Here is a 22,060-nt window from a genome sequence, read left to right as displayed (position 1 = left end):
TGTGCACCGACCCCACAGAGCCACTGCGGCACGAATGCAGCCCGCCGACTTCCCCCATCGGCGGGCTGCCCCGTTCACGGGCCGGGGATCTCGAGGCGTGCGCCGTCCGGGGACCGGCAGGCCCCGTCGAGCGCGTGACGGGCGGCCGGTACGACGGCCTCGGGCTCGCTCGGCACCGTCAGGGCCGCCGAGGCGGCCGAAGCGGCCACGGTTCGGAAGGACCCGCCACCGCCACCGCCCGCGTCCGACGCCGTGGCCGGCGTCCGGGGTGCTTCCCCCACCTCGACCAGTCCCAGCGCGACCCCGCCGACGATGACGACGCCACCCACGACCTGGGCCGCCCGGATCGACTCGCCGTTGATCACGACGGCGCCGAGGACGCCGATGACGGGTACCAGGTTGAGGATGTTCACGGCGACGCTCGAGGCCATCCCGCGCAGGCCGTAGTTGTAGAGCAGGAAGCCGCCGACCGAGCACGCCACCGCCAGGTAGACGAGCAGGGACGAGGCGGTCGCGTCCGGCATCCGCCAGTCGCCGGCCTCCAGCAGGGAGGCGCCGAGGAACCCCGCCGCGCCCGCGAGGGTCTGGTAGTACGTGACGCTCACCGCGTTCTGGCCGGCGCTCGCGCGTTTGGTGAGCACGTTGTACCCGGCCCAGGCCAGCCCGCCGAGCAGCAGCAGGAGATCGCCCAGCCAGCGCGAACCGCCGCCGACCTCGGCTCCGTTGCGTACGACGAGGAAGGCGCCGACGGTGGCCAGCAGCACGCCCGCGACCCGCAGCCGGGGCATCCGGGTGCGGTGGACGACCAGTTCGAGCAGCATCGTCATCATCGGGTAGGTGGCCACGATCAGGGACGCGTCGGACGCCGTGGACAGATCGACACCGACGTTCTCCAGGACGAAGTAGACGGTGATGCCGAGGAATCCGCACAGATAGAGCTGCCACCGCTGCCGGGCGTCCGGGCGGGCCGGGCGATGCCGGTTCAGGCGTACCAGTACCCCCAGGAGCAACGCCGCCAGGGTGAACCGGATGGCGCCGATGCTCAGCGGGCCGACATCCTCCAGCACCCGCTTGGTCACCGCGTACGAGCTGCTCCAGAACAGCGCGGCCGCCACCACCGCGCCCACCGCCGCCACACCGGGCCCCCGCTCAGCCATCCGAACTCACCTCTCCCCGAATAAAAATCTGTCAGCGGCGACGACAGTAACAAGATCCACGAAAGCAGCGCGTAGACTCCGAATTAGATTCGGAATTCGGCAGAGCGAGGCGAGCGTGGACGAACTAGATTCGGCGTTGGTACGGATGCTGCAGGAGGACGGTCGGCGCACCAACCGGGACATGGCGCAGGCTCTCGGTATCGCGCCGTCCACCTGTCTGGAGCGGATCCGGTCGCTGCGCGAGCGCGGCATCCTGACCGGGTTTCACGCGGAGGCGGACCTCTCGGCGATCGGCCGCGGACTGCAGGCCATGATCGCCGTGCGGGTCCGCCCCCCGACGCGTGCGGTGATCGAGGACTTCCAGGCGTTCCTGGAGCGGATGCCCGAGGTGATCTCGCTCTTCGTCCTCACCGGGAACGACGACTTCCTGGTGCATGTCGCCGTCCGCGACACCGACCATCTGCACGCGGTGGTCCTGGACAAGCTGACCAAGCGTCCGGAACTGGCCGACGTACGGACGTCGGTGGTCTACGCGCACATGCGCAAGAAGGTCATCGGTCCGAGTCTGTAGGACGTCTGTAGGCGGTCTGTCGGTCGGAGCTGACAGGTTCGTCCCATGACGCGAATCGACAACCGCCCCGTCCACGGGGTCACAAGTGCGGTTTCCGTGCGGGGGCTGGTCAAGCACTACGGCGAGACCAAGGCGCTGGACGGCGTCGACCTGGACGTCCGGGAAGGCACCGTGCTCGGTGTGCTCGGGCCCAACGGCGCCGGCAAGACCACCCTCGTACGCATCCTGTCCACCCTGCTGCGGCCCGACTCCGGGCAGGCGACCGTCGCCGGGTACGACGTGCTGCGCCAGCCCCGGCAGTTGCGGCGGGTGATCGGTCTCACCGGGCAGTACGCCTCGGTGGACGAGAAGCTGCCGGGCTGGGAGAACCTCTACATGATCGGGCGGCTGCTCGACCTGCCCCGCAAGGAGGCCCGCACCCGGGCCGACGAGCTGCTGGAGCGGTTCTCGCTCACCGACGCGGCCAAGCGGCCGGCGAGCACGTACTCCGGCGGTATGCGGCGGCGGCTGGACCTGGCCGCCTCGATGATCGGCCGGCCCGTCGTCCTCTTCCTCGACGAGCCCACCACCGGACTCGACCCCCGCACCCGCAACGAGGTCTGGGACGAGGTCAAGCGCATGGTCGGCGACGGGGTGACCGTGCTGCTCACCACCCAGTACATGGAGGAGGCCGAGCAGCTCGCCTCCGAGCTGGCCGTCATCGACCGGGGCAAGGTCGTCGCCGGCGGTGCGATCGACGAGCTGAAGGCCAAGGTCGGCGGCCGTACCCTGCGGATCAGGACGGCCGATCCGCTGCAGCTGCGTCCGCTCGCCCGTGACCTCGACGACCTCGGCATCACGGGTCTGGCCACCACGACCGTGGACACCGAGACCGGCAGCGTCCTGGTGCCGGTCCTGAGCGACGAGCAGCTGACCGCCGTGACCGGCGCGGTCGTCGCACGCGGTATCACGATCTCCTCGATCTCCACCGAACTGCCCAGCCTGGACGAGGTGTTCCTGTCCCTCACCGGCCACCGCGCCAGTGCCCCCGGTGGTTCCAGTGGCTCACAGGCAGACAGCACGCCCACCGACACCCGAGAGGAGGTCGCCGTATGAGCGCCGCGACCGTGACCGCACCCGTGAAGGACGTCCAGGACGACGGCCGGATCCCGCTGCGCGGGCATCTCCGGCACACCGGCGCCCTCGTCCGCCGCAACCTGCTGTGGATCCGGCAGGACCCGGAGTCGATGGCCGACGCGCTGCTGATGCCGATCATCTTCACCCTGCTGTTCGTGTTCGTCTTCGGCGGCTCGATCGGGCAGGCGCTGGGCGGCGGGCAGGACGGCTATGTGCAGTACGTGATCCCGGGCATGATCGCGATGATGAGCATGACGCTGTCCCAGGGCGTCGGCACCGGGTTCAGCCAGGACTTCAACTCCGGTGTCATGGACCGCTTCCGGTCCCTGCCGATCGGACGCGGGTCGGTGCTGTTCGCGAAGATCTCGGTCGAGCTGATCCGGATGCTGTTCGCGACCACCGTGCTGATGATCGTCGCCGTACTGGTCGGTTTCGACATCAACCACTGGGCCGGACTGTTCGGTGCCGTGGGCCTGTCCACACTGTTCGCCTCGTCGATCATGTGGGTGTTCCTCACCCTGGGCGTGATCATGAAGAGCGCGCAGTCCGTGCAGGCGATGGGCTTCCTGGTGCTGTTCCCGCTCCAGTTCGGTTCGTCGATCTTCGCCCCGACCCAGTCGATGCCGGGCTGGCTCCAGTCGTTCACCGACTACAACCCGCTGTCCACGCTCGCGGACGCGGCGCGCGGACTGATGGTGGGCGGTCCGGTGGCGCACGACCTGTGGGTGACCATCGCCTGGTCGGTGGCCATCACGGCGGTGATGGCGCCGGTCGCCATCCACAAGTTCCGTACGAAGAGCTGACGTCGACGGCGCCGGGTCCGGGTCCCGGTCCGGCCACGGGACGTCAGATGAGGGCGGTCGTCTCCTCGGGGGAGAGACGACCGCCCTCGGCGTACGCGGCCTCGTACGCCTCGTCGCCGAGCACGTCACGGACCGCGTGGCCGGCGCGGGTGCGGATCTCGCGCTCCACGCGTCCGGAGACATGGCCGGGCGGCAGCAGCGCGTCGGCGGCGCCCAGACAGTGGGCCGCGTCGCGGGCGCGGCCGGGGTCGAGGCCGACGAGGGCGGCGGCGGCGATGGTCAGGATGCCGGGGCGGAGGTGGGGGGCGATGGCGCGGGACAGGTCGTCGTCGGCGCGGGCCAGCGCCTGTCGCGCGTTGTCGAGGCCTTCCTCGTGCCGTCCTTCCACCACGTCCAGCCAGGACTCCGCGCTGAGGAGGAACGCGTCGAAGACGACGAACGAGGCGGCCCTGAACTCTTCACGCAGCAGCCGGAGTTGTTCGCGCGCCTCGGGGACCCGGTCGGTGATGCCGAGCCAGGCCGAGAGGAAGAGCCGGGCGGCGGGCATGGCCTCGTTGACCATCCCGGCCGCTTTCTCGATCACGTCGCGCAGCAGCCGCTCGCCCTCGTCGATGCGTCCGGCCTCCAGGAACACGTTGCCGAGACGGGCGGCGAGCACGGTCTTCTGGGCGCGGGCGCCGAGTCGGTCGGCCAGTTCCATCGCGTCCTGGAAGTCCGTGGCGGCACTGTCGTACGCGGCCTTGCGTTCATGGGCCTCGCCGCGTGCGGAGAGTGCCTCGGCGGCGCCCCAGGCGTCCCCGAGACGGCGGAAGATCTCCAGCGCCTCGTCGGCGTCGCGGGTCGCGTCACCGGCCCAGTCGGTGCGGTTGGCGAGGACGTTGGCGCGCATCTGGAGACAGGCGGCGAGCTCCCACTCGAAGTCGGGGCCCGCTTCGCGGCAGGTGCGCACGCACTCGCTGACGATGACGCTGATCCGCTCCATGTCGCGGGTGAGCATGACGGCGTAGAACCAGAGGAGGCCGGGGTAGCGGCAGGTCTGGGGGGCGCCGGGTTGGTAGACCTGGGTGATGGCGTGCAGTTTCTGCCGGCCCTCCGGGGTCTGCCAGGACTCCAACTCCATGTCCATGGAGGCGAGATGGACGAGGTGGACGCCGCGCCTGGCCTCTTCGAGGAGCTCGCCGCTCCAGGGCGGCGGGGTGTCCGTGCAGCGCTCCCAGACGGGCTGGGCGGGGCGGATCGGGAGGCTGAAGGGGTCGGGACCGAGGTTCATGACCTCGCGGGACCAGTTGCGGCCGACGATGCGCAGATCGCGCATCTGCCAGTACCAGGAGTTCGACAGGACGAGGCAGAGCGCCTCCTGTTCGTCGCGCGCGGCGACCGCGTGACGGAGGGCGGCGCGGATGTTCTCGCTCTCCCGCTGGAACACGTCGAGCGCGGCGACCTGCCCGGGGCCGCGCAGCAACGGGTCGGTGGTACGAGCGAGTTCGCGGAAGTAGGTGAGATGCGCGCGCTCGGCCTCGGGACGGATGCCCGCCTCGTCGAGGCGCTCACCGGCGTACTCGGCGACGGTCTCGAGGAGGCGGTAGCGCATCACACCGACGGGCGGAGTGACCCGCGTCGCCCCGTTCCTGTCCTCACCCTCGATCGCACCCTCGGCCCCGTCGTCGTCCTCGTCCTCGTGCGAAGGGGCCGCCACGACAAGGGACTTGTCGACGAGCGAGCCGAGCGTCTCGAGCGCGAAGGGCCCGCACACCGCTTCGGCGGCGGCGAGGTCGCAGCCGCCCGCGAAGACGGACAGCCGCCGCAGGACGTCCCGTTCGTCCGCGTCGAGCAGGTCCCAGGACCAGTCGACGACGGCCCGCAGGGTCTGCTGGCGGGGCAGGACGGTACGGCTGCCGGAGGTGAGCAGCCGGAAACGGTCGTCGAGCCGGTCGGCGATCTGCCGCAGCGTCAGCATCCGCAGCCGCGCGGCGGCCAGTTCGATGCCGAGCGGCAGCCCGTCGAGGCGCCGGCAGATCTCGGCGGCGGCCTCCGGATCGTCCTCGACCCGGAACCCGGGCCGGGCGGCGGCCCCGCGGTCGGCGAGCAGCCGGAGCGCGACGGGCTCGGGCAGCGGTTCGACGGGACGCACCAACTCCCCCGGTACGCCCAGGGGTTCACGGCTGGTGGCGAGCACGGTGACCCCCGGGCAGCGCGTCAGCAGCTCCGCGACGAGATGCGCGGCGGCGTCGACGACGTGCTCGCAGTTGTCGAGGAGGATCAGCATCCGCCGGTTCGCACAGTGCTCGGCGAGGCGTACGAGGGGGTCGTCGTGGCGGTCGGCGGAGGCGACGCGCATCTCCTCGGCGCCGGCCCCGCGCAGCACCGTCTCGCGGGCCCCGACGGCGGTGAGCACGGCCTCGGGTACGGCGTCCGGGTCGACGACGGGCGCGAGTTCGGCCAGCCACACCCCGTCCGGCGCCACGCCCCTCTCCGCGTCCCGCAGGGCTTCGGCGGCCTCCTGCGACAACCGTGTCTTCCCTGCCCCGCCCGGCCCGAGCAGCGTCACGAGCCGGGCGGCGGCGAGGTCGCCCCGGATGGCCTCGATGTCCGCCTCCCGGCCGACGAAGGAGGTGAGGCGGGCCCGCAGGTTCCCGGCGGGCGGGGGCGGTGCCTGGGGTGCGGTCCGGGACGTACCGGAGGGCGCGGCGGGCCGGTGCGCGCGCAGGCCGGGGTCGTGGCCGGGTCCGCTGCCCGCAGCGCGCACGGCGGTGCCGCCCACGGCGGCGGCCGCCGTGCTCCGCGCGCCGTCGGACATGCCGTCCGGTCGCAGTAACTCCGCGTGCAGCGCCCGCAGTTCGGGTCCCGGGTCCGCGCCGAGCCGGTCCGCCAGCAGCTGCCGTACGTCCTCGTACGCGGCCAGTGCCTGGGCCGGGCGGCCCGCGTCGCGCAGGGCGCGCAGCCGGAGGACCTGGAGCGGCTCGTCCAGGGGGTGGCTGTCGCACAGGGCGGTCAGTTCGGGGAGCGACTGCTGGGCCGCGCCCAGCGCCAGGGCGGCGGTGAGGCGGGCGCGGCGCGCGTCCAGTCGGCGGGTCTCCCAGCGGGCGGCCTCGGCGGTGCGGTCGGGAAGGTCGGCGAGGGCCGGGCCCTGCCAGAGGGCGAGGGCGTCGTCGAGGACGTCGGCGGCCTTGGCGGGGTCGCCGTCGGCCAGCGCGCGCGTGCCCTCGCCGGCCAGCCGCTCAAAACGGTGCAGGTCGACGTCCTCGGGCGTGGCGCACAGCCGGTAGCCGCCGTCGGCCGAGGCGATGGCGGCCGGGCCGAGCGCCCGGCGCAGCCGGCCGACCAGCGCCTGCAGCGCGGCCGGCGCGTCGGCGGGCGCGTCGCCGTTCCACACCTCCTCCACCAGGACGCCCGCGGGCACGGTCCGGCCGGGTCGCAGGGCGAACACGGTCAGCAGGGCGCGCAGCCGCGCGCCGCCGACCGGGACGGAGGTGCCGTCGGGACGAAGTGCCTGAGTGGTGCCGAGGATGCGATAGCGCACGCGTCCATTCTCTCCATCGGGGGTCGCCGAGCGCGCGCGGGTTTACATGCGCGTGAACCGTGAGCTGGGAGAAGTCCAGGATCTCCGGGATCATCCAGGAACCTCCGGCCCTCGGTGGGACGTTCTTCACGGAGCACGGGTACCGTCGTCCCTCCCGTACCGGTCCAACGAGTCCGGTCCAACGAGTCCTCCAGGAGCCCCTCCCCATGACCACCGCCACCACCCGCAACAGCGACCGGCGGATCAGCCCCGTCTTCGTCGGGATCCTGGCCGTCACGGCGGTCACGGGCTGGGCCACCTGGACCGGGTTCGCCGCGCAGCCCGGTGTCGCCGTGTTCCTGTTCGTGACGGCCGCGTGGATCGTGTCGCTGTGCCTGCACGAGTACGCGCACGCGCGTACGGCTCTGCACGGCGGTGACATCACGGTCGGCGCGAAGGGCTACCTCACCCTCAACCCGCTCAAGTACACGCACGCCCTGCTCAGCATCGTGCTGCCGGTGATCTTCGTGATCATGGGCGGGATCGGGCTGCCGGGCGGCGCCGTGTTCATCGAGCGGGGTCGCATCCGGGGCCGCTGGAAGCACAGTCTGATCTCGGCGGCCGGTCCGCTGACGAACGTGCTGTTCGCGATCGTGTGCACCGCGCCGTTCTGGCTGCACTCACTCGACGGTGTGCCCGCCGAGTTCCGGTTCGCGCTCGCCTTCCTGGCCCTGCTCCAGGTCACGGCGGCGATCCTGAACTTCCTGCCGGTGCCCGGCCTCGACGGCTACGGGGTCATCGAGCCCTGGCTGTCGTACAACATCAGGCGCCAGGTGGAGCCGTTCGCGCCGTTCGGGCTGCTGTTCGTGTTCGCGTTGCTGTGGCTCGGCCCGGTGAACAGCGCGTTCTTCGACGTGATCGACACGGTGCTGCGCGGTCTGGGGATCAACGCGTTGGACACGTACTGCGGTCAGGAGCTGTTCCGCTTCTGGCAGGGGACGAACGAGTTCTGCTCGGTCAGCGGGTGACGGAGGGCTTGGCCCCGCCCTGCCTGGCCCGCTTGAGGTAGTACCAGGCCATGTTGGACGACAGGCCGGCCAGCAGTACCCACACGATCCCCAGCCAGTTGCCCTGGACGAAGGACACGACGGCGGCCGTCACGGCGAGCGCGCAGACGATCAGGGCGTAGAGGGCGAGGCGGGGCATGGGGTGGGCTCCTGTCGGGGGATCCGGTCGGGGGGACACCGGTTCGCGGCGGCGTCCAGTGTCCCCCATCCGCTCAGATGTCGGTGACGCGCAGGCCCGCGTGGGCCTTGTAGCGGCGGTTCACGGAGATCAGGTTGGCGACCAGCGACTCGACCTGGTGCGCGTTGCGCAGCCGGCCGGCGAAGACCCCGCGCATCCCGGCGATACGGCCGGCGAGGGCCTGCGTGATCTCCACGTCCGCGCGCTCCTCGCCGAGGACCATCACATCGGTGTCGATCTCCTCGATCTGCGGGTCCTGGAGCAGTACGGCCGACAGGTGGTGGAAGGCGGCCGTGACCCGGGAGTCCGGCAGCAGGGCGGCGGCCTGCTCGGCGGCGCTGCCCTCCTCGGGCTTCAGCGCGTACGCGCCCTTCTTGTCGAAGCCGAGCGGGTTCACACAGTCGACGACGAGCTTGCCGGCCAGTTCCTCGCGCAGGGATTCGAGGGTCTTGCCGTGTCCGTCCCAGGGCACGGCGACGATCACGATGTCGCTGCGGCGCGCGGTCTCGGCGTTGTCGGCGCCCTCGACTCCGTGGCCGAGTTCGTCGGCGGCGGCCTGGGCGCGGTCGGCGGCGCGCGACCCGATGATCACCTTCTGTCCGGCCCTGGCGAGCCGGTAGGCGAGGCCCTTGCCCTGCGGCCCGGTCCCGCCGAGCACGCCGACGACGAGCCCGGAGACGTCGGGAAGGTCCCAGGGGTCCTTGGCGGGAGCCTTCGCGGGGGTCTCGGCAGGGGTCTGTGCACTGTCGGTAGAGGTCATGGGCCGACCTTACGTCCGTGTCCGGGCGCCCGTGGGCTCAGGTGAGGTCCGTCACGGGCACCCGCCGGAAGGTGATCGTCTCGTAGGCGCTGAAGTCGCCGGTCTCGTAGAGGAGTCCGACGGTGTCCGCGTCGACGCGGACCAGGTCGGAGTAGGCGGCGGGCAGGCCGTTCACCGTGTGTGCCGGGCGCCAGGTGGTGCCGGCGTCGGTGGAGACGCGGATGGTCATCAGGGCGCGGGCGGCGGGGTCGGCGGGGCCGGAGTAGAGGAGCAGATCGGGGTCGCGGAGCTGGAGGACGCTGCCCTGGCAGATGGGCGCGGCCAGGCCGGCCTGGGGGCGGAAGGGCTTGACGAGGGTCTGGCCGCCGTCGGTGGAGTGGGCGTCGGCACGGTTGCCGGGGGACGTGGAGTCGTTACGGGTGTTGAAGTAGACGCGCCCGTCGGGGAGTTCGGCGGCGGTGGTCTCGTTGACGTTGATGTAGCCGTTGGTGTTCTCGTCGAGGTATCCGAGGCGCCAGGTCTTGCCGCGGTCGTCGCTGAGCAGACAGTGGCCGCTGTTGTAGTGGGGCTCGGTGCCGAGGTCCTGTCCGGTGGGCGGGATCGTGTGGTTGGCGGCGACGACGACCCGGCCGGTGCTCAGCTGGAGGGCGTGGCCGGGGGTGGTGGCGTACCAGCGCCAGGCCGGTTTCTTCACCTGGCCGGTGATCTCCACGGAGGAGGACCAGGTGAGGCCCTCGTCGTCGCTGTGGCGGACCCAGACGCGGCGCCCGCTCGCCGCCGGCACCTTGCCGAGCAGGATGTCCTTCTCGGAGGCGGTGCCCGAGGCGCGGATGTACACGAGGAGGATGCGGCCGGTGTCCAGGACGACGGGGGCGGGGTTGCCGGCGAGGTGGACGCCGTTGTCGGCGGCGCGGATGAGCGGGCCCCAGGTGCGACCGCCGTCCGTGGACCGCTTGAGCACGATGTCGATGTGTCCGTGGTCCGAGGCGGAGTCGACCCGGCCCTCGCAGAAGGCGAGCAGGGTGCCGGAGCCGGCGGCGACGACGGCCGGGATGCGGTAGCTGGCGTAGCCCTCCTGGCCGGACCGGAAGGGGATGCTTGTCTCTGCCATGTGCGGCTCCTCGGCGAGAACGGTGACGGTGACGGTGACGGTGACGGTGACGGCGGAACGTGCTTTGTGACTACGGGTAGTGGTTCGTGTCCTTACCCATGTTGGGCGAAATCATGGCGAAGGGCGCGTCCCGGGTCGGTCGTTGCGGCAGGATGCGCGGGCATGGACGCCGTACGGGTCGCGTTGTTGCGCGAAGTGCTCGCAGGAACCGAGTGGTTGGGGACCACCCGGAGGTTCGCGGGGGCGTTACGGGGGTCCGTGGTGTCGTACGGGGGCGGGCTGCTGTTGGTCGGTACGCCGGCGTACGAGCCGTGGCATCTGGCGGCGCATCTGGTCGACGAGGCGACGTGGTCGGGGACGCCCGAGCTGGCCCCGACCCTCGTACGGCATGACCCGCCGGGGTCCGGTCCCGGGCGGCCGGCGGTGGGGCTGGGGCGGATCGAGGCGGCCCGCCGGGGTGAGACATTGCTGGTGGTGGCGCCGGAGGGGGTGGGCGGGGCCCTGCTGGAGCGGGTGCATGACGCTCGGCGGGGTGGGGCGAAGGTGCTGGTGCTGGGGTCCGGTGAGGGGGAGTTGGTGTCGATGGCGCACGAGTCGCTGGCCGTGCCCGACGGTCTGGAGCTGGACCTCGACACCGTGCAGCACCTGGTGAGCGCGGCGGCCGGGGAGAACGGGACCCCTGTCGTCCGGGGGCGCCGGCGCTTCCGTGACCGTCTGGCCCGGCTGGCGGACGTCCTGACGGCACCGCCCCCGTCCCGCTGGTAAAAGCATTCCCCACCCACCCCCCGTCTCGCCACCTCACCCGCCTCCGGCGGAACGATGTACAGGCCCCCGCCCCCCTCACCCCCCGAAAACCTGTTGCCCCCGCTCCTCCCCACCGCTCAGCATGACCCCACGTGACCTCCCCTCTCCGTGCCCTCCTCCCCGACCTCTCCCCCTGGCGGGACTCCGTCGACTTCCGGAAGCTCTGGATGTCCGGGTTGATCACCAACTTCGGGAGTTTTCTGACCTTCGTCGCGCTTCCGGTGCAGATGAAGGAGCTGACCGGGTCCGCCGCCGCGGTCGGGGCGATCGGGGCCGTGGAGCTGATCCCGTTGATCGTGTTCGGGCTGTACGGCGGGGCGCTGGCCGACGCGGCGGACAAACGGAAGCTGATCCTGTGGACGGAGGCGGGACAGGGAGCGCTGTGCGCCGTACTGCTGGTGAACGCGGTGCTGCCCGACCCGCTGGTCTGGCCGCTGTTCGTCGTCGCCGCGCTCACCTCCGCCCTCGGGTCGGTGCAGCGGCCCGCGCTCGAATCGCTGCTGCCGCGGATCGTCGCCCATGAGCAGCTGCCGGCCGCCGCGTCGCTCAACTCCCTGCGGTGGACGGTCGGCGGGGTCGCGGGGCCGGCTCTGGCCGGGGTGGTCGTGGCCTACGCGGGGCTCGGCTGGGCGTACGCCGTGGATCTCGCCACCTTCGCCGTGTCCCTCCTCTTCGTCGTGGGGCTCGCCTCCTCCCCCGCGTCCCACGAGGCGGCGAAACCGTCGCTGCGGTCCATCGCGGAGGGCGCTCGGTACGCGTGGAACCGCAAGGAACTCCTGGGGACCTACGCGATCGACCTCGCCGCGATGTTCCTGGCGATGCCGCTCGCCGTCCTGCCGTTCCTCGCGGACGAGCTGGACGCGGAGTGGTCGCTGGGGTTGATGTACGCGGCGATCCCGGCCGGTTCGCTGCTCGTGAGCCTCACCAGCGGCTGGACGTCCCGGGTGCACCGGCACGGGCGGATGGTCGTGCTCGCGGCGGCGGGGTGGGGGCTGGCGATAGCGGCGTCCGGGGTCGTCGGGAACGTCTGGCTGGTGCTGCTGTTCCTGCTCCTCGGCGGCTGCTTCGACATGGTCAGCGGAATCTTCCGGGCCGCGATGTGGAACCAGACGATCCCGGACGAGCTGCGCGGACGCCTCGCCGGCATCGAGTTGCTCTCCTACTCGGTGGGCCCGCAACTCGGCCAGGTCAGGGCAGGTGGCGTGGCCGCCTGGCGCGGGGTGCGGGCGTCCGTGTGGACGGGCGGGCTGGCGTGCGTGGCCGGGGTGGGCCTCCTGGCGGTGTGCCTGCCGGGCCTGATGCGGTACGACGTACGTACGAACGAGCACGCACTTCGGCTGCGCGAAGAGCGAGAGAAGGCCACCCCCGACCGGGCGGCCCGCTGAGCCGCCGAGCCCCCACAGGGGCGCGAGGAACCGCGCGACAAGCCACAACGAACCCGCAGACAACAGGCCGGCCCCAGCCACCCCAGGGGCGCGGGGAACTGCGCGACAAGCCACGACGCACCCGCAGCTTCCACACCGCCCCGCCCCGCCGGACGGCGCCGCCTCAGCCCTCGCCCTCGTCCTCGCCGCGCGCCCCCGCATCGTGCCACTTGGGATCGTTCTCCCACTGAACGTTGCGTTCGCGGGCCGTTTCCATCGCGTGTTCCGCCTCCGTTCGGGAGGTGTACGGGCCGAAGCGGTCCTTGCCCGGGCAGTCCGGGCCCTCCTCGACCTTCTTGTGCTCCAGGCAGTAGTACCATTCGCCCGGTTTGCCGACCGTGCGCTTCTTGAACAGGGCCATGGTCTGGGCTCCTTTCCCCAGGGTCATCGTCCCCCACCAGGGCTAGTTAAACTCGCTGGCATGTCTGGCCAGTCGCTGCTCGTACCAGGGGAGCTCTCTCCCATCCGTTCCGTGCCCGGAAACATCCGGCGCCCCGAGTACGTCGGCAAGCCCGCGCCGGCCCCGTACACCGGGGCGGAGGTGCAGACGCCCGAGACGATCGAGGCGATGCGGATCGCCGGGCGGATCGCCGCGCGGGCGATGGCCGAGGCCGCGAAGCTCATCGCGCCCGGCGTGACCACCGACGAGCTGGACCGGGTCGCGCACGAGTACATGTGCGACCACGGCGCCTATCCGTCCACCCTCGGCTACCGCGGTTTCCCCAAGTCGCTGTGCACGTCCGTCAACGAGGTCATCTGCCACGGCATCCCGGACTCCACCGTGTTGCGGGACGGCGACATCGTCAACCTCGACGTGACGGCGTACATCGGCGGGGTGCACGGCGACAACAACGCGACGTATCTCGTGGGGGACGTCGACGAGGAGAGCCGGCTGCTGGTCGAGCGGACCCGGGAGTCGCTGGCGCGGGCGATCAAGGCTGTCCGGCCGGGCCGGCAGATCAACATCATCGGCCGGGTCATCGAGTCGTACGCGAAGCGCTTCGGGTACGGCGTGGTCCGGGACTTCACCGGGCACGGCATCAACTCGTCGTTCCACTCCGGGCTGATCGTCCCGCACTACGACAGCCCGCACGCCACGACGCTCATCCAGCCGGGGATGACGTTCACGATCGAGCCGATGCTGACGCTGGGCACGCACGACTACGACATGTGGGACGACGGGTGGACGGTCGTCACCAAGGACCGCAAGCGCACGGCCCAGTTCGAGCACACCCTCGTGGTGACGGACACGGGCGCGGAGATCCTGACCCTGCCCTGAACCCCACCCTGGCCCGCCCTGGCCTGCCCTGCCCTGCCCTGCCCTGCCCTCAGCGTTCGAGGAACACCCGGCCGCCGACCTCCACCCACCCCATCGGCTGCGGCGCCGTGAGCAGCTGCGAGCCCTTGCCCTGGGTGATGTTGAGCGCCCGCCCCAACTCGTGCGTCAGCAGCAGCGCCGCCGCCCCCGTGGCCTCGTCCTCGTCGATTCCGTCGTCGCGGCCGGGGAACGCGCGGGCCCGTACCCGGCCCGCCGCCTCGTCCTCCCACGCCCACGCGTAGATCCACTCCCCCGGCGGCGGCACCTCCAGCGCGTCGACCTCCGCGGCCGACCCGTACCGCCGCAGCGTCCGCGCCGGCACCCACTCCGCGCGGGCCTCGATCCAGCTGAACTCCCCGTCCAGCCGGGCCCCCACCAGCCCGGCCGGCGTGACCAGTTCGGGCACGTCGAGCAGCCAGGCCGAGCCGACGCAGGGGTGACCGGCGAAGGGCAGCCGCAGGGTGGGCGTGTAGATGTCGATGATCCCGCGCTCGGGGTCGTCGACGAACACCGTCTCGCTGAAGCCGAGTTTCGCCGCGAACGCCTGCCGCTCGCTCCGCTCCGGCATGACGGAGCCCTCACGGACCACGCCCAGCTCGTTGCCGTATCCCCCGTTGGGGGCGCAGAAGACGCGGAGTACGTCGTAATCAGTCACGCGCGCATTCAAACACCCTGGTGGCAGCCGTCACCAACCGAGCGATCGAGCAACTCGGCGCCTCGCGCACCGCGCTGGCCCGCCAAGGCCGGTTCCGTCGGTCCGTCGCGCTGGAGGTGTCTTGATCTCGCCGTTCCGGAGCGCTTGACCTGTGCATTACCTGTGGATGGGATCTGCTTTAGGTCGGCTTTAGATCGCCGTTAATCCGCCGTGATCGGGGCGTGCTCTTCGCGGTCCATGAGAGGTGAATCACCGATTGCCCGGGTATCACTGAGGCAAGCCTTAGGTAAGTTAGGGCCGCCTCACCAAACCTGTGTGAGCCCCGACACGTCTTTTTTTCGCCACTCGCGATATCCAGGAGCCCGCATGCGAGCCGTCAGACTCTCCGTCGTCACCGCCGCCGCCACCGCGGCGGCCCTGGCCGCCGTCACCGGCTGCACGGAGAAGGGCAGTTCCGCAAGCGGCGACCGCGTCATCAGCGTCACGGCGACGGACGACAAGTGCGAGGTGTCCAAGAAGGAGTTCCCGGCCGGGCACGTCGAGCTGGCCATCGAGAACAAGGGTTCCAAGGTCACCGAGGTCTACGTCCTCTTCCCGGACGACCGGATCGTCACCGAGCGCGAGAACATCGGCCCCGGCACCAAGCAGAAGGTCACCGCCGAGGTGAAGGCCGGCGACTACACGATCGCCTGCAAGCCCGGCATGAAGGGCGACGGCATCCGGCAGGCAGTCAAGGCCACCGGCGGCAAGGTCGCCAAGCGCGACCCGCGGCTGGACGCGGCCGTCGCCGCCTACCGCAAGTACTCGCAGGAGCAGGCGGACGCCACCGTGCCGCTCGCCAGGACCTTCGCCGCCGCGATCAAGGACGGGGACCTGGAGGCCGCGAAGAAGGCCTACGCGCCCTCTCGTATCGGCTGGGAGCGCACGGAGCCGGTCGCCGAGTCCTTCGGGGACATCGACCCCAAGGTCGACACCCGTGCGGACGGCCTGGAGGCCGGGCAGAAGTGGACCGGCTGGCACCGGCTGGAGAAGTCCCTCTGGGCGGACAAGAAGATCACCGCTGAGGACAAGACCCTCGCGGACCAGCTGATCACCGATCTGACCGACTGGCAGAAGCGGGTCGGCACGGCGGAGATCTCCCCCACCTCTATGGCCAACGGCGCCAAGGAGCTCCTCGACGAGGTCGCCACCGGCAAGGTCACCGGCGAGGAGGAGCGCTACTCGCACACCGACCTGGTCGACTTCAAGGCCAACGTCGAGGGCGCCCAGGACGCGTACGAGCTGCTGAAGCCCGTCGCGAAGGAGAACGACGCGGCGCTGGTCACGGAGCTGGACAAGCAGTTCGCGGCCCTGAACACGCTGCTCGACAAGTACCGCGCGGACAAGAACTCGTACGACTTCACCTCGTACGACAAGGTCGGCGCCGCCGACCGCAAGGAGCTCTCGGACGCGGTGAACTCGCTCGCCGAGCCCCTGTCCAAGCTCGCCGCCGCCGTCGTGAAGTAGAGAGGGACCGACTGCCATGACGGACTCGACGGACTCGACAGAAACCACGGCCGAAGCCCCCGTCGGCGCGACCGGTGGTACCTCGCGGCGCGCCCTGATCGGCTGGGGCGGGGCCGGGCTCGCGCTCGGGGCCGCCGCGGCCGGGGCCGGCGTGGCGCTGACCCGCGGCGGCGACGACGTGCAGACGGTCGCCGCCGACGCGGGCGGGGCCGTCGCCTTCCACGGCGCCAACCAGGCCGGGATCGCGACGCCGGTGCAGGACAGGCTGCACTTCGCCGCCTTCGACCTGGAGACGGACGACCGCGCCGAGTTCGTCCAGATGCTGAAGGACTGGACGGCGGCGGCCCGGCGGATGACGGCCGGACAGACGGTCGGCGAGGGCGCGTACGGCGGTCTGGCCGAGGCGCCGCCGGACGACACCGGTGAGGCACTGGGGCTGAAGCCGTCGCGGCTGACGCTGACGATCGGGTTCGGGCCCGGCCTGTTCGAGAAGTTCGGCCTGACGGAGCGGCGGCCGGACGCGCTCGTCGATCTACCGCAGTTCCCCGGCGACAACCTCGACAAGAACCGCAGCGGCGGCGACGTGTGCGTGCAGGCGTGCTCGGACGACCCCCAGGTCGCGGTGCACGCCATCCGCAACCTGGCCCGGATCGGCTTCGGCAAGGTGTCGATGCGCTGGTCGCAGCTCGGCTTCGGCAAGACGTCGTCGACGACCCCCGAGGCGCAGACCCCGCGCAACCTGCTGGGCTTCAAGGACGGCACCCGCAACATCGCGGGCACCGAGACGGACCGGCTGAAGAAGTTCGTGTGGGTGGACGGCGCCGACGTCGACGACAACTCGGCCTGGATGGAAGGGGGTTCGTATCTCGTCGCGCGGCGCATCCGGATGCACATCGAGCCCTGGGACCGGACCTCGCTGCAGGAGCAGGAGGACATCTTCGGCCGTGACAAGGGTGAGGGTGCCCCCGTCGGCAAGGCCAAGGAGCGTGACGAGCCGTTCCTGAAGGCGATGAAGCCCGACGCGCACGTGCGTCTTGCGCACCCCGACTCCAACCACGGAGCGACGCTGCTGCGCCGCGGCTACTCCTTCACGGACGGCACGGACGGCCTCGGCCGCCTGGAGGCGGGCCTGTTCTTCCTCGCCTACATGCGTGACGTCCGCAAGGGTTTCATCCCCGTGCAGCGCAACCTCGCGACGGACGCGCTCAACGAGTACATCCAGCACGTGGGTTCGGCGGTCTTCGCGATCCCGCCGGGCGTCCGCGACAAGGACGACTGGTGGGGCCGAGCACTGTTTTCCCAGGAGGCCTGACCGTGTTCGCGAACTATCTGATCGGTCTGCGCGAGGGCCTGGAAGCCAGTCTCGTCGTCTGCATCCTCATCGCCTACCTGGTGAAGACGGACCGCCGTGACGCCCTGAAGCCGATCTGGATCGGCATCGGCGTCGCCGTCGCCCTCGCCCTCGGCTTCGGCTGCGCGCTCGAATTCGGCTCCCAGGAGCTGACGTTCGAGGCGCAGGAGGCGCTCGGCGGCTCCCTGTCGATCATCGCCGTGGGTCTGGTGACGTGGATGGTCTTCTGGATGCGGCGTACGGCCCGGCATCTGAAGGCGGAGCTGCACGACAAGCTGGACACGGCCCTCCAGATGGGCACGGGCGCGCTGGTCGCGACCGCGTTCCTGGCGGTGGGCCGGGAGGGCCTGGAGACCGCCCTGTTCGTGTGGGCGTCGGTGCGGGCGTCCAGTGACGGCACCGAAGGGCCCCTGATCGGCGTGCTGTTGGGCCTCGCGACGGCGGTCCTGCTCGGCTACCTGTTCTACCGGGGCGCCCTGCGCATCAACCTGTCCAAATTCTTCACCTGGACCGGCGGCATGCTGGTCGTGGTCGCGGCGGGCGTCCTCGCCTACGGCTTCCACGACCTCCAGGAGGCCGACATCGTGCCCGGCCTGACGGACAAGGCCTTCGACATCAGCGGGACGATCCCGCCGGACAGCTGGTACGGCACGCTCCTCAAGGGCGTCCTGAACTTCCAGCCCGACCCGACCGTCCTCCAGGTCACGGTGTGGGCGCTGTACCTGGTCCCGACGCTCGCCGTCTTCCTGGCCCCGGTAGGGTTCGCCTCCGGGAAGGGGAAGGTGAAGCCAGCTGATGAGCAGGGTGAGCAGGGGTCGCAGCCCACGAAGTCCACAAACGCCTCGTAGGCCGCCGGCGCCGCTTGCGCCGCGTACGTCTCTCGGCCTGCTTCGGCGTAGAGCCCTCGCGGCGGCCTCCGTGACCGTGCTGTCGCTGGTGGCGAGCGGCTGTGTCGTGGTGCACGGCGAACGCGAGGTGCTCCCGGCGGCGACCCCGACGGAGGCCGCCGAGGCGCTGAGGGACTTCACGGCCGCCTACAACAAGGCGGACAAGGCGTACGACCGCGGCCTGGACGCCGACTACGTCACCGGCGCCCTCGGCGCGATCGACGCCGCCCGACTGGACGCCGGTCACGAGATCAGCCCGAGCGGCAACCCGTCGCACGTCCCCCTGGAGTTCACGGACACCCGGTTCACGATCCCGAAGAAGGCGGGCTGGCCGCGCTGGTTCGTCGCGAACGCCGACGCCAACAAGGGCCAGGACGCGCGCTGGCTGCTGGTGTTCACGCGCAGCAACGTGGCCGAGCCGTGGGCGGTGGCGTATCTGACGCTTCTCGACGCGGACGACGTACCGGCGTTCAAGACGGACAAGGACGGTTTCGCCGAGCCGGTGTCGGCGAACGCGACCGAACTGGTCGTCGCGCCAGGGGACTTGAGCCAGGACTACGCGTCGTTCCTGAAGGACGGCAGCGGCGACGTCTTCGCGCCCGGGGTGCACACGAGCGCGTGGGTGGCGCAGCGCAAGAAGAGCGCGATCAAGCCCGGGCTCGTCACCCAGTACATCGACGAGCCGCTCGGCAAGGGCGACTTCGCCCCGCTGGCCCTGCGTACGGTGGACGGCGGCGCGCTGGTCTTCTTCGCCACGCACCACTACGAGAAGCAGACGGCCGCCCAGGGCACGTCGATCCCGGCGCAGAGCGACAGTGTGCTGGCGCTGACGACGGGCGAGATCAAGCAGTCGCTGACCCTGGAGTTCATGTCGAACCAGGCGGTGCTCGACCCGGGCCGGAGCGCCGTGGACAAGGGTGTGGAGTTCCTGAGCCGCATCCAGGGTCTGACGGCGGCGCAGGGCGAGTAACTCCGGCTAGCCGAGAGGTGGTTCAGCCTCGGTGGGGCCAGGCCGCGGCGGCGTGGTCGGGCTCCTCGCCGGCGTACCGGGCGCAGGCGTCGGTGAGTACTTCGAGCAGACTGAGCGGGTCGGGCAGCGCGAACTCCGGCCCGCGTACCCAGTAGACGCCCTGGTCACCGGGCAACCGGGCGGGCGGTACGAGGACATAGGAGCCCCGGCAGTGCCAGCGCAGCCCCGGATGCTCGTCCATGGTCTCGGGGTGGCAGTCCAGTTCGCAGGGCCACCACTCGTCCTCGTCGTCGGGGGTGCCGCGGGTGAGGGTGAAGAACAGCAGCCGTCCGTCGTCGCTCTCGGCGACGGGGCCCACCTCGATGCCGGCGCCGAGCAGTCGCTCCAGCGCCGCGCGGCCCGCTTCGAGGGGCACGTCGAGGACGTCGTGGACTATGCCGGTCGCGGTGATGAAGTTGGCCTGCGGCTGGTGCCTGGCCCAACGCTCGATCTGGGCGCGGTCGGTGGTGGACTGCGTCTGCCAGGCGAAGGAGATGGGGTGCCGGGCGGGCGTGGGACAGCCGACGCGGTCGCAGGAACACCGGTAGGCGGAGGGGTGTGCGGCGGGCGCGAGGGGCAGTCCGGCGCGGGCGGCGGCGAGCAGCAGTTCCTCACGCCGCCTGCTCTCGTCCCGGGTGGCGGCGTCCTCCCGGTCATTCGTTCGACGTCCACGCAGCCACTGGGAGATCCGGCCCTGCCGGCCCGTCGTACGACCGTCGAACTCCGCGCTCATGTATCGCCTCGCCTCGCTGCTGTTGTGCGGACAGCCTGCTCCATGGTCCCACCATCCTGCGCCGCGGGAGGCCGGAGCCGACATCCGGGGTAGGTGGGACGAGGCACACGGCGGGTTCGATCACCCGATTTCCATCCGATTAGCAGGATTTACCACCCACGGTTTTCGGCCATATTGAGCTCACTTGCTGCCGGGTGCGGCGATCCCGCCCAGGGCGTAGTCGACGAGGGTGTCCGTGTACTCGTACGAGATGGGGCCGGTGAACTGGAGCCAGCGCTGGGCGAGCGGGGAGACGAAGAGCTCGAGGGCGATCCGGGGGTCGATGTCGGCTCGCACCTGCCCCGCCTCCTGGGCGGCGCGGAGTCGCTGGACGTAGAGCTGGAGGGAGGGTTCGAGCAGCTTGGCGACGTACCTCCGGCCGAGTTCCTCGTTGACCAGGCCTTCGGCGGCGAGACCGCGGGAGGGGACCGCGAACACGGGGTCGAGCAGCTGGTCGACGGTGAGGCGCAGGACGGCTTTGAGGTCGGCGGCGAGGTCACCGGTATCCGGGATGGCGTACGCCTGCCCGGGTGCGGCGGCCTCGGCGGCCTGCTCGCTGAGATCGAGGAATGCCTCCATGAGCACGTCCCCCTTGGAGGACCACCACCGGTAGATGGTCTGCTTCCCGACACCGGCCCGGGCGGCGATGCCCTCGATGGTCGTCTTCTGGTACCCGACCTCACCGATGAGGGCGAGGGCGGCCTCGTAGATGGCACGCCGGGACTTCTCGCTGCGGCGGCTGGAGTCGGGGGCGGGCTTGGCGGGACCCGGCGTGGCCGGGGTGGACTTCTGGACCATGTCGGCAATTTATCAGGTTGACAAGACGGAGCGTCTCGCCACAGGGTGGAAGGCGAACCAGGCGAGACGATACGTATCGTCAGACTCTTGAGGAGAGATACGCGATGGCACGAGGCGGCGGAAACATGCTCGGAGTCGGCGGCACCCGCAGCAACCTGGGCAAGGGCGCGCTGCGCGGCGGCGGCCGGGGCAAGCAGGTGGGCGGCGGAACGGACCCGCAGGCTCAGAAACGGGAGCTGCTGCGCAAGTTGCAGCAGAAACGGACGGAGGGGGAGGCTGCGGAGGCGGGGGGCACGGAGGGCGGCGCGTAGACCGCCACGCGCGATTGCCCTCACCTGAACGAAGGCGAAGACGATGACCACGCAGACCGACAAGTCCCACCCCGTCGACCACGAACTCGTCGAGGCCGCGGCGCACATCGCGCGGACCCGTTGCCGGGGCGACAACCACACGATGGCGGCGGCGGCCCGCACCCGGGACGGCCGGATCGTCACGGCGGTGAACGCCTACCACTTCACCGGCGGCCCCTGCGCCGAACTGGTCCTCATCGGCACGGCGGCCGCGCAGGGCGCCTACGACCTGGACACGATCGTCGCGGTGGGCGACCGCGACCGGGGAGTCGTCCCGCCGTGTGGCCGGTGCCGCCAGGCCCTTCTCGACTACTTCCCCACCCTCAAGGTCATCGTCGGCGGCACGGGGGGCCACCTCCGAACCGTCCGTATCACCGAACTGCTTCCCGAGAGCTACGTCTGGGCCGACCACCAGCTCGACGCCGAGTAAGCGGCGCTGGGTGCAGTCGATACGCGGGGCGCTTCGCCCTGATCCCGGTCGTGTGGCCGGGACGAGGCGGCGCCGACTCCTCAGGGCAGTCGGCCGGAGCTGTGAAGCGCGTCGAACACCAGCTGGCCCACCGCCGAAACCCGCGCGCGATCGCCGTAGCCGAACCAGTCCGACTCCGCGATCTCCATCGAGGGAACCAGCGGGCCGGTGTACTCGGCGGTGTAGCAGATCATCCGGAAGTCCGTGCGACCGTCCTCGCCCCTCCGGGTCTCGAAGGTGCCGACGTGCTCCATCGTGGCCGTATCCACTCGGGACCGGAGTTCTTCGTCGATCTCGCGCGCCAAGGTCTCGGCATCGGACTCCCCCGGCTCCCGCTTCCCGCCCGGGAAGTAGAAGAGATCCACCCCTCGGTTGCGGGTCACCAGCACCCGCCCGTCACGCAGCAGAACCCAGGCCACCTTCTCCGGAACGCCTTCGCTCTCTCCCATCCCCGT

Annotated in this window: 23 protein-coding genes; 13 read left to right on the top strand and 10 right to left on the bottom strand. The window is 70.9% G+C overall.

Features of this window, described 5'->3' with window-relative positions; translation table 11 throughout:
• Window positions 1-74 precede the first annotated feature (74 nt).
• Complete coding sequence (locus tag ABZ855_RS24155) at window positions 75-1,157, bottom strand: DMT family transporter (protein WP_360810008.1); 1,083 nt, start codon at window positions 1,155-1,157, stop codon at window positions 75-77.
• Between the two features lie 115 nt (window positions 1,158-1,272).
• Here ABZ855_RS24155 and ABZ855_RS24150 point away from each other — a divergent pair, with 115 nt between their 5' ends.
• Genes ABZ855_RS24150 through ABZ855_RS24140 form a run of 3 tightly spaced genes read left to right on the top strand, consistent with a single transcriptional unit; the run spans window position 1,273 to window position 3,647 of the window.
• Window positions 1,273-1,728: an Lrp/AsnC family transcriptional regulator gene (locus ABZ855_RS24150; protein WP_360810006.1), complete on the top strand. Its 456-nt coding sequence runs from the start codon at window positions 1,273-1,275 to the stop codon at window positions 1,726-1,728.
• Window positions 1,729-1,773: 45 nt separating this feature from the next.
• Window positions 1,774-2,823 carry an ATP-binding cassette domain-containing protein gene (locus tag ABZ855_RS24145; protein WP_360810004.1) on the top strand — a complete coding sequence of 350 codons (1,050 nt, stop codon included), beginning with the start codon at window positions 1,774-1,776 and terminating at the stop codon, window positions 2,821-2,823.
• Window positions 2,820-3,647, top strand: coding sequence for an ABC transporter permease (locus ABZ855_RS24140; RefSeq protein WP_360810002.1), 828 nt, complete (start codon window positions 2,820-2,822; stop codon window positions 3,645-3,647). Before ABZ855_RS24145 ends, ABZ855_RS24140 begins: the two co-directional genes overlap by 4 nt.
• 43 nt (window positions 3,648-3,690) lie before the next feature.
• On the opposite strand, the gene ABZ855_RS24135 is transcribed toward ABZ855_RS24140, so the two are convergent.
• Window positions 3,691-7,167, bottom strand: a complete 3,477-nt coding sequence (locus ABZ855_RS24135) for a BTAD domain-containing putative transcriptional regulator (RefSeq protein WP_360810000.1) — start codon at window positions 7,165-7,167, stop codon at window positions 3,691-3,693.
• A 206-nt stretch (window positions 7,168-7,373) separates the two neighbouring features.
• On the opposite strand from ABZ855_RS24135, the gene ABZ855_RS24130 reads away from it, so the two are divergent.
• Window positions 7,374-8,174 (top strand): site-2 protease family protein, encoded by an 801-nt coding sequence (locus ABZ855_RS24130; RefSeq protein WP_360809998.1) that lies wholly within the window; start codon window positions 7,374-7,376, stop codon window positions 8,172-8,174.
• On the opposite strand, the gene ABZ855_RS24125 is transcribed toward ABZ855_RS24130, so the two are convergent.
• From ABZ855_RS24125 to ABZ855_RS24115, 3 genes are read right to left on the bottom strand one after another with little or no spacing between them, the layout of a single operon-like run.
• Window positions 8,164-8,421, bottom strand: coding sequence for a hypothetical protein (locus tag ABZ855_RS24125; RefSeq protein ID WP_360809996.1), 258 nt, complete (start codon window positions 8,419-8,421; stop codon window positions 8,164-8,166). The genes ABZ855_RS24130 and ABZ855_RS24125 overlap by 11 nt on opposite strands.
• Before the next feature lie 4 nt (window positions 8,422-8,425).
• Entirely contained in the window at window positions 8,426-9,151 is a 726-nt protein-coding gene (gene npdG, locus ABZ855_RS24120; protein WP_360809994.1) for an NADPH-dependent F420 reductase, read from the bottom strand.
• 37 nt (window positions 9,152-9,188) lie between these two features.
• Complete coding sequence (locus tag ABZ855_RS24115; RefSeq protein ID WP_360809992.1) at window positions 9,189-10,262, bottom strand: sialidase family protein; 1,074 nt, start codon at window positions 10,260-10,262, stop codon at window positions 9,189-9,191.
• A 162-nt stretch (window positions 10,263-10,424) separates the two neighbouring features.
• Here ABZ855_RS24115 and ABZ855_RS24110 point away from each other — a divergent pair, with 162 nt between their 5' ends.
• Both ABZ855_RS24110 and ABZ855_RS24105 read left to right on the top strand, forming a co-directional pair.
• Window positions 10,425-11,027: a hypothetical protein gene (locus tag ABZ855_RS24110; protein ID WP_360809990.1), complete on the top strand. Its 603-nt coding sequence runs from the start codon at window positions 10,425-10,427 to the stop codon at window positions 11,025-11,027.
• Between the two features lie 131 nt (window positions 11,028-11,158).
• The gene (locus tag ABZ855_RS24105; RefSeq protein WP_360809988.1) at window positions 11,159-12,451 is read left to right on the top strand and encodes an MFS transporter; all 1,293 of its coding nucleotides are present in this window, start codon (window positions 11,159-11,161) and stop codon (window positions 12,449-12,451) included.
• 163 nt (window positions 12,452-12,614) lie between these two features.
• Here the strand turns inward: ABZ855_RS24105 and ABZ855_RS24100 are convergent, their stop codons facing one another.
• A complete protein-coding gene (locus tag ABZ855_RS24100; RefSeq protein ID WP_360809986.1) occupies window positions 12,615-12,851 on the bottom strand; it encodes a hypothetical protein in 237 nt (78 codons plus the stop codon).
• 60 nt (window positions 12,852-12,911) lie between these two features.
• On the opposite strand from ABZ855_RS24100, the gene map reads away from it, so the two are divergent.
• A complete protein-coding gene (map, locus tag ABZ855_RS24095) occupies window positions 12,912-13,769 on the top strand; it encodes a type I methionyl aminopeptidase (protein WP_360809984.1) in 858 nt (285 codons plus the stop codon).
• 49 nt (window positions 13,770-13,818) lie between these two features.
• Here map and ABZ855_RS24090 read toward each other — a convergent pair whose 3' ends face one another.
• Window positions 13,819-14,463, bottom strand: a complete 645-nt coding sequence (locus tag ABZ855_RS24090) for a PhzF family phenazine biosynthesis protein (protein ID WP_319205414.1) — start codon at window positions 14,461-14,463, stop codon at window positions 13,819-13,821.
• 366 nt (window positions 14,464-14,829) lie between these two features.
• Here ABZ855_RS24090 and efeO point away from each other — a divergent pair, with 366 nt between their 5' ends.
• From efeO to ABZ855_RS24070, 4 genes are all read left to right on the top strand, one after another.
• On the top strand, window positions 14,830-15,969 hold the full coding sequence (gene efeO, locus ABZ855_RS24085) for an iron uptake system protein EfeO (protein ID WP_360809982.1): 1,140 nt from the start codon (window positions 14,830-14,832) through the stop codon (window positions 15,967-15,969).
• Between the two features lie 16 nt (window positions 15,970-15,985).
• Window positions 15,986-17,281: an iron uptake transporter deferrochelatase/peroxidase subunit gene (gene efeB / locus ABZ855_RS24080; protein ID WP_360809980.1), complete on the top strand. Its 1,296-nt coding sequence runs from the start codon at window positions 15,986-15,988 to the stop codon at window positions 17,279-17,281.
• Between the two features lie 2 nt (window positions 17,282-17,283).
• Window positions 17,284-18,168 (top strand): iron uptake transporter permease EfeU, encoded by an 885-nt coding sequence (gene efeU / locus ABZ855_RS24075; RefSeq protein WP_360809978.1) that lies wholly within the window; start codon window positions 17,284-17,286, stop codon window positions 18,166-18,168.
• Window positions 18,169-18,238: 70 nt separating this feature from the next.
• Window positions 18,239-19,177 (top strand): hypothetical protein, encoded by a 939-nt coding sequence (locus ABZ855_RS24070; RefSeq protein WP_360809976.1) that lies wholly within the window; start codon window positions 18,239-18,241, stop codon window positions 19,175-19,177.
• 22 nt (window positions 19,178-19,199) lie between these two features.
• Here ABZ855_RS24070 and ABZ855_RS24065 read toward each other — a convergent pair whose 3' ends face one another.
• On the bottom strand, window positions 19,200-19,949 hold the full coding sequence (locus ABZ855_RS24065; protein ID WP_360809974.1) for a bifunctional DNA primase/polymerase: 750 nt from the start codon (window positions 19,947-19,949) through the stop codon (window positions 19,200-19,202).
• A 180-nt stretch (window positions 19,950-20,129) separates the two neighbouring features.
• A complete protein-coding gene (locus ABZ855_RS24060; RefSeq protein WP_360809972.1) occupies window positions 20,130-20,786 on the bottom strand; it encodes a TetR/AcrR family transcriptional regulator in 657 nt (218 codons plus the stop codon).
• Window positions 20,787-20,890: 104 nt separating this feature from the next.
• Between ABZ855_RS24060 and ABZ855_RS24055 the strand changes: the two genes are divergently transcribed.
• Together ABZ855_RS24055 and ABZ855_RS24050 are read left to right on the top strand one after the other, a co-directional pair.
• Window positions 20,891-21,097: a DUF6243 family protein gene (locus tag ABZ855_RS24055; protein ID WP_360809970.1), complete on the top strand. Its 207-nt coding sequence runs from the start codon at window positions 20,891-20,893 to the stop codon at window positions 21,095-21,097.
• A gap of 43 nt (window positions 21,098-21,140) precedes the next feature.
• On the top strand, window positions 21,141-21,566 hold the full coding sequence (locus tag ABZ855_RS24050; protein ID WP_360809968.1) for a cytidine deaminase: 426 nt from the start codon (window positions 21,141-21,143) through the stop codon (window positions 21,564-21,566).
• An 80-nt stretch (window positions 21,567-21,646) separates the two neighbouring features.
• On the opposite strand, the gene ABZ855_RS24045 is transcribed toward ABZ855_RS24050, so the two are convergent.
• A complete protein-coding gene (locus tag ABZ855_RS24045; protein WP_360809966.1) occupies window positions 21,647-22,054 on the bottom strand; it encodes an NUDIX domain-containing protein in 408 nt (135 codons plus the stop codon).
• Window positions 22,055-22,060 lie beyond the last annotated feature (6 nt).

Origin of the sequence: Streptomyces sp. NPDC047042 (assembly GCF_040644035.1) — a bacterium.
GTDB lineage: Bacteria > Actinomycetota > Actinomycetes > Streptomycetales > Streptomycetaceae > Streptomyces.
This window is presented reverse-complemented; position numbering and strand designations above follow the sequence as displayed.

Bases quoted from the DNA above. Each gene is read 5' to 3' on its own strand.
- ABZ855_RS24155 (WP_360810008.1), bottom strand. From the start codon at position 1,157: ATGGCTGAGCGGGGGCCCGGTGTGGCGGCGGTGGGCGCGGTGGTGGCG.
- ABZ855_RS24145 (WP_360810004.1), top strand. From the start codon at position 1,774: ATGACGCGAATCGACAACCGCCCCGTCCACGGGGTCACAAGTGCGGTT.
- ABZ855_RS24140 (WP_360810002.1), top strand. From the start codon at position 2,820: ATGAGCGCCGCGACCGTGACCGCACCCGTGAAGGACGTCCAGGACGAC.
- ABZ855_RS24130 (WP_360809998.1), top strand. From the start codon at position 7,374: ATGACCACCGCCACCACCCGCAACAGCGACCGGCGGATCAGCCCCGTC.
- ABZ855_RS24125 (WP_360809996.1), bottom strand. From the start codon at position 8,421: ATGGGGGACACTGGACGCCGCCGCGAACCGGTGTCCCCCCGACCGGAT.
- npdG (WP_360809994.1), bottom strand. From the start codon at position 9,151: ATGACCTCTACCGACAGTGCACAGACCCCTGCCGAGACCCCCGCGAAG.
- ABZ855_RS24115 (WP_360809992.1), bottom strand. From the start codon at position 10,262: ATGGCAGAGACAAGCATCCCCTTCCGGTCCGGCCAGGAGGGCTACGCC.
- ABZ855_RS24110 (WP_360809990.1), top strand. From the start codon at position 10,425: ATGGACGCCGTACGGGTCGCGTTGTTGCGCGAAGTGCTCGCAGGAACC.
- ABZ855_RS24100 (WP_360809986.1), bottom strand. From the start codon at position 12,851: ATGGCCCTGTTCAAGAAGCGCACGGTCGGCAAACCGGGCGAATGGTAC.
- map (WP_360809984.1), top strand. From the start codon at position 12,912: ATGTCTGGCCAGTCGCTGCTCGTACCAGGGGAGCTCTCTCCCATCCGT.
- efeO (WP_360809982.1), top strand. From the start codon at position 14,830: ATGCGAGCCGTCAGACTCTCCGTCGTCACCGCCGCCGCCACCGCGGCG.
- efeB (WP_360809980.1), top strand. From the start codon at position 15,986: ATGACGGACTCGACGGACTCGACAGAAACCACGGCCGAAGCCCCCGTC.
- ABZ855_RS24065 (WP_360809974.1), bottom strand. From the start codon at position 19,949: ATGAGCGCGGAGTTCGACGGTCGTACGACGGGCCGGCAGGGCCGGATC.
- ABZ855_RS24060 (WP_360809972.1), bottom strand. From the start codon at position 20,786: ATGGTCCAGAAGTCCACCCCGGCCACGCCGGGTCCCGCCAAGCCCGCC.
- ABZ855_RS24055 (WP_360809970.1), top strand. From the start codon at position 20,891: ATGGCACGAGGCGGCGGAAACATGCTCGGAGTCGGCGGCACCCGCAGC.
- ABZ855_RS24050 (WP_360809968.1), top strand. From the start codon at position 21,141: ATGACCACGCAGACCGACAAGTCCCACCCCGTCGACCACGAACTCGTC.
- ABZ855_RS24045 (WP_360809966.1), bottom strand. From the start codon at position 22,054: ATGGGAGAGAGCGAAGGCGTTCCGGAGAAGGTGGCCTGGGTTCTGCTG.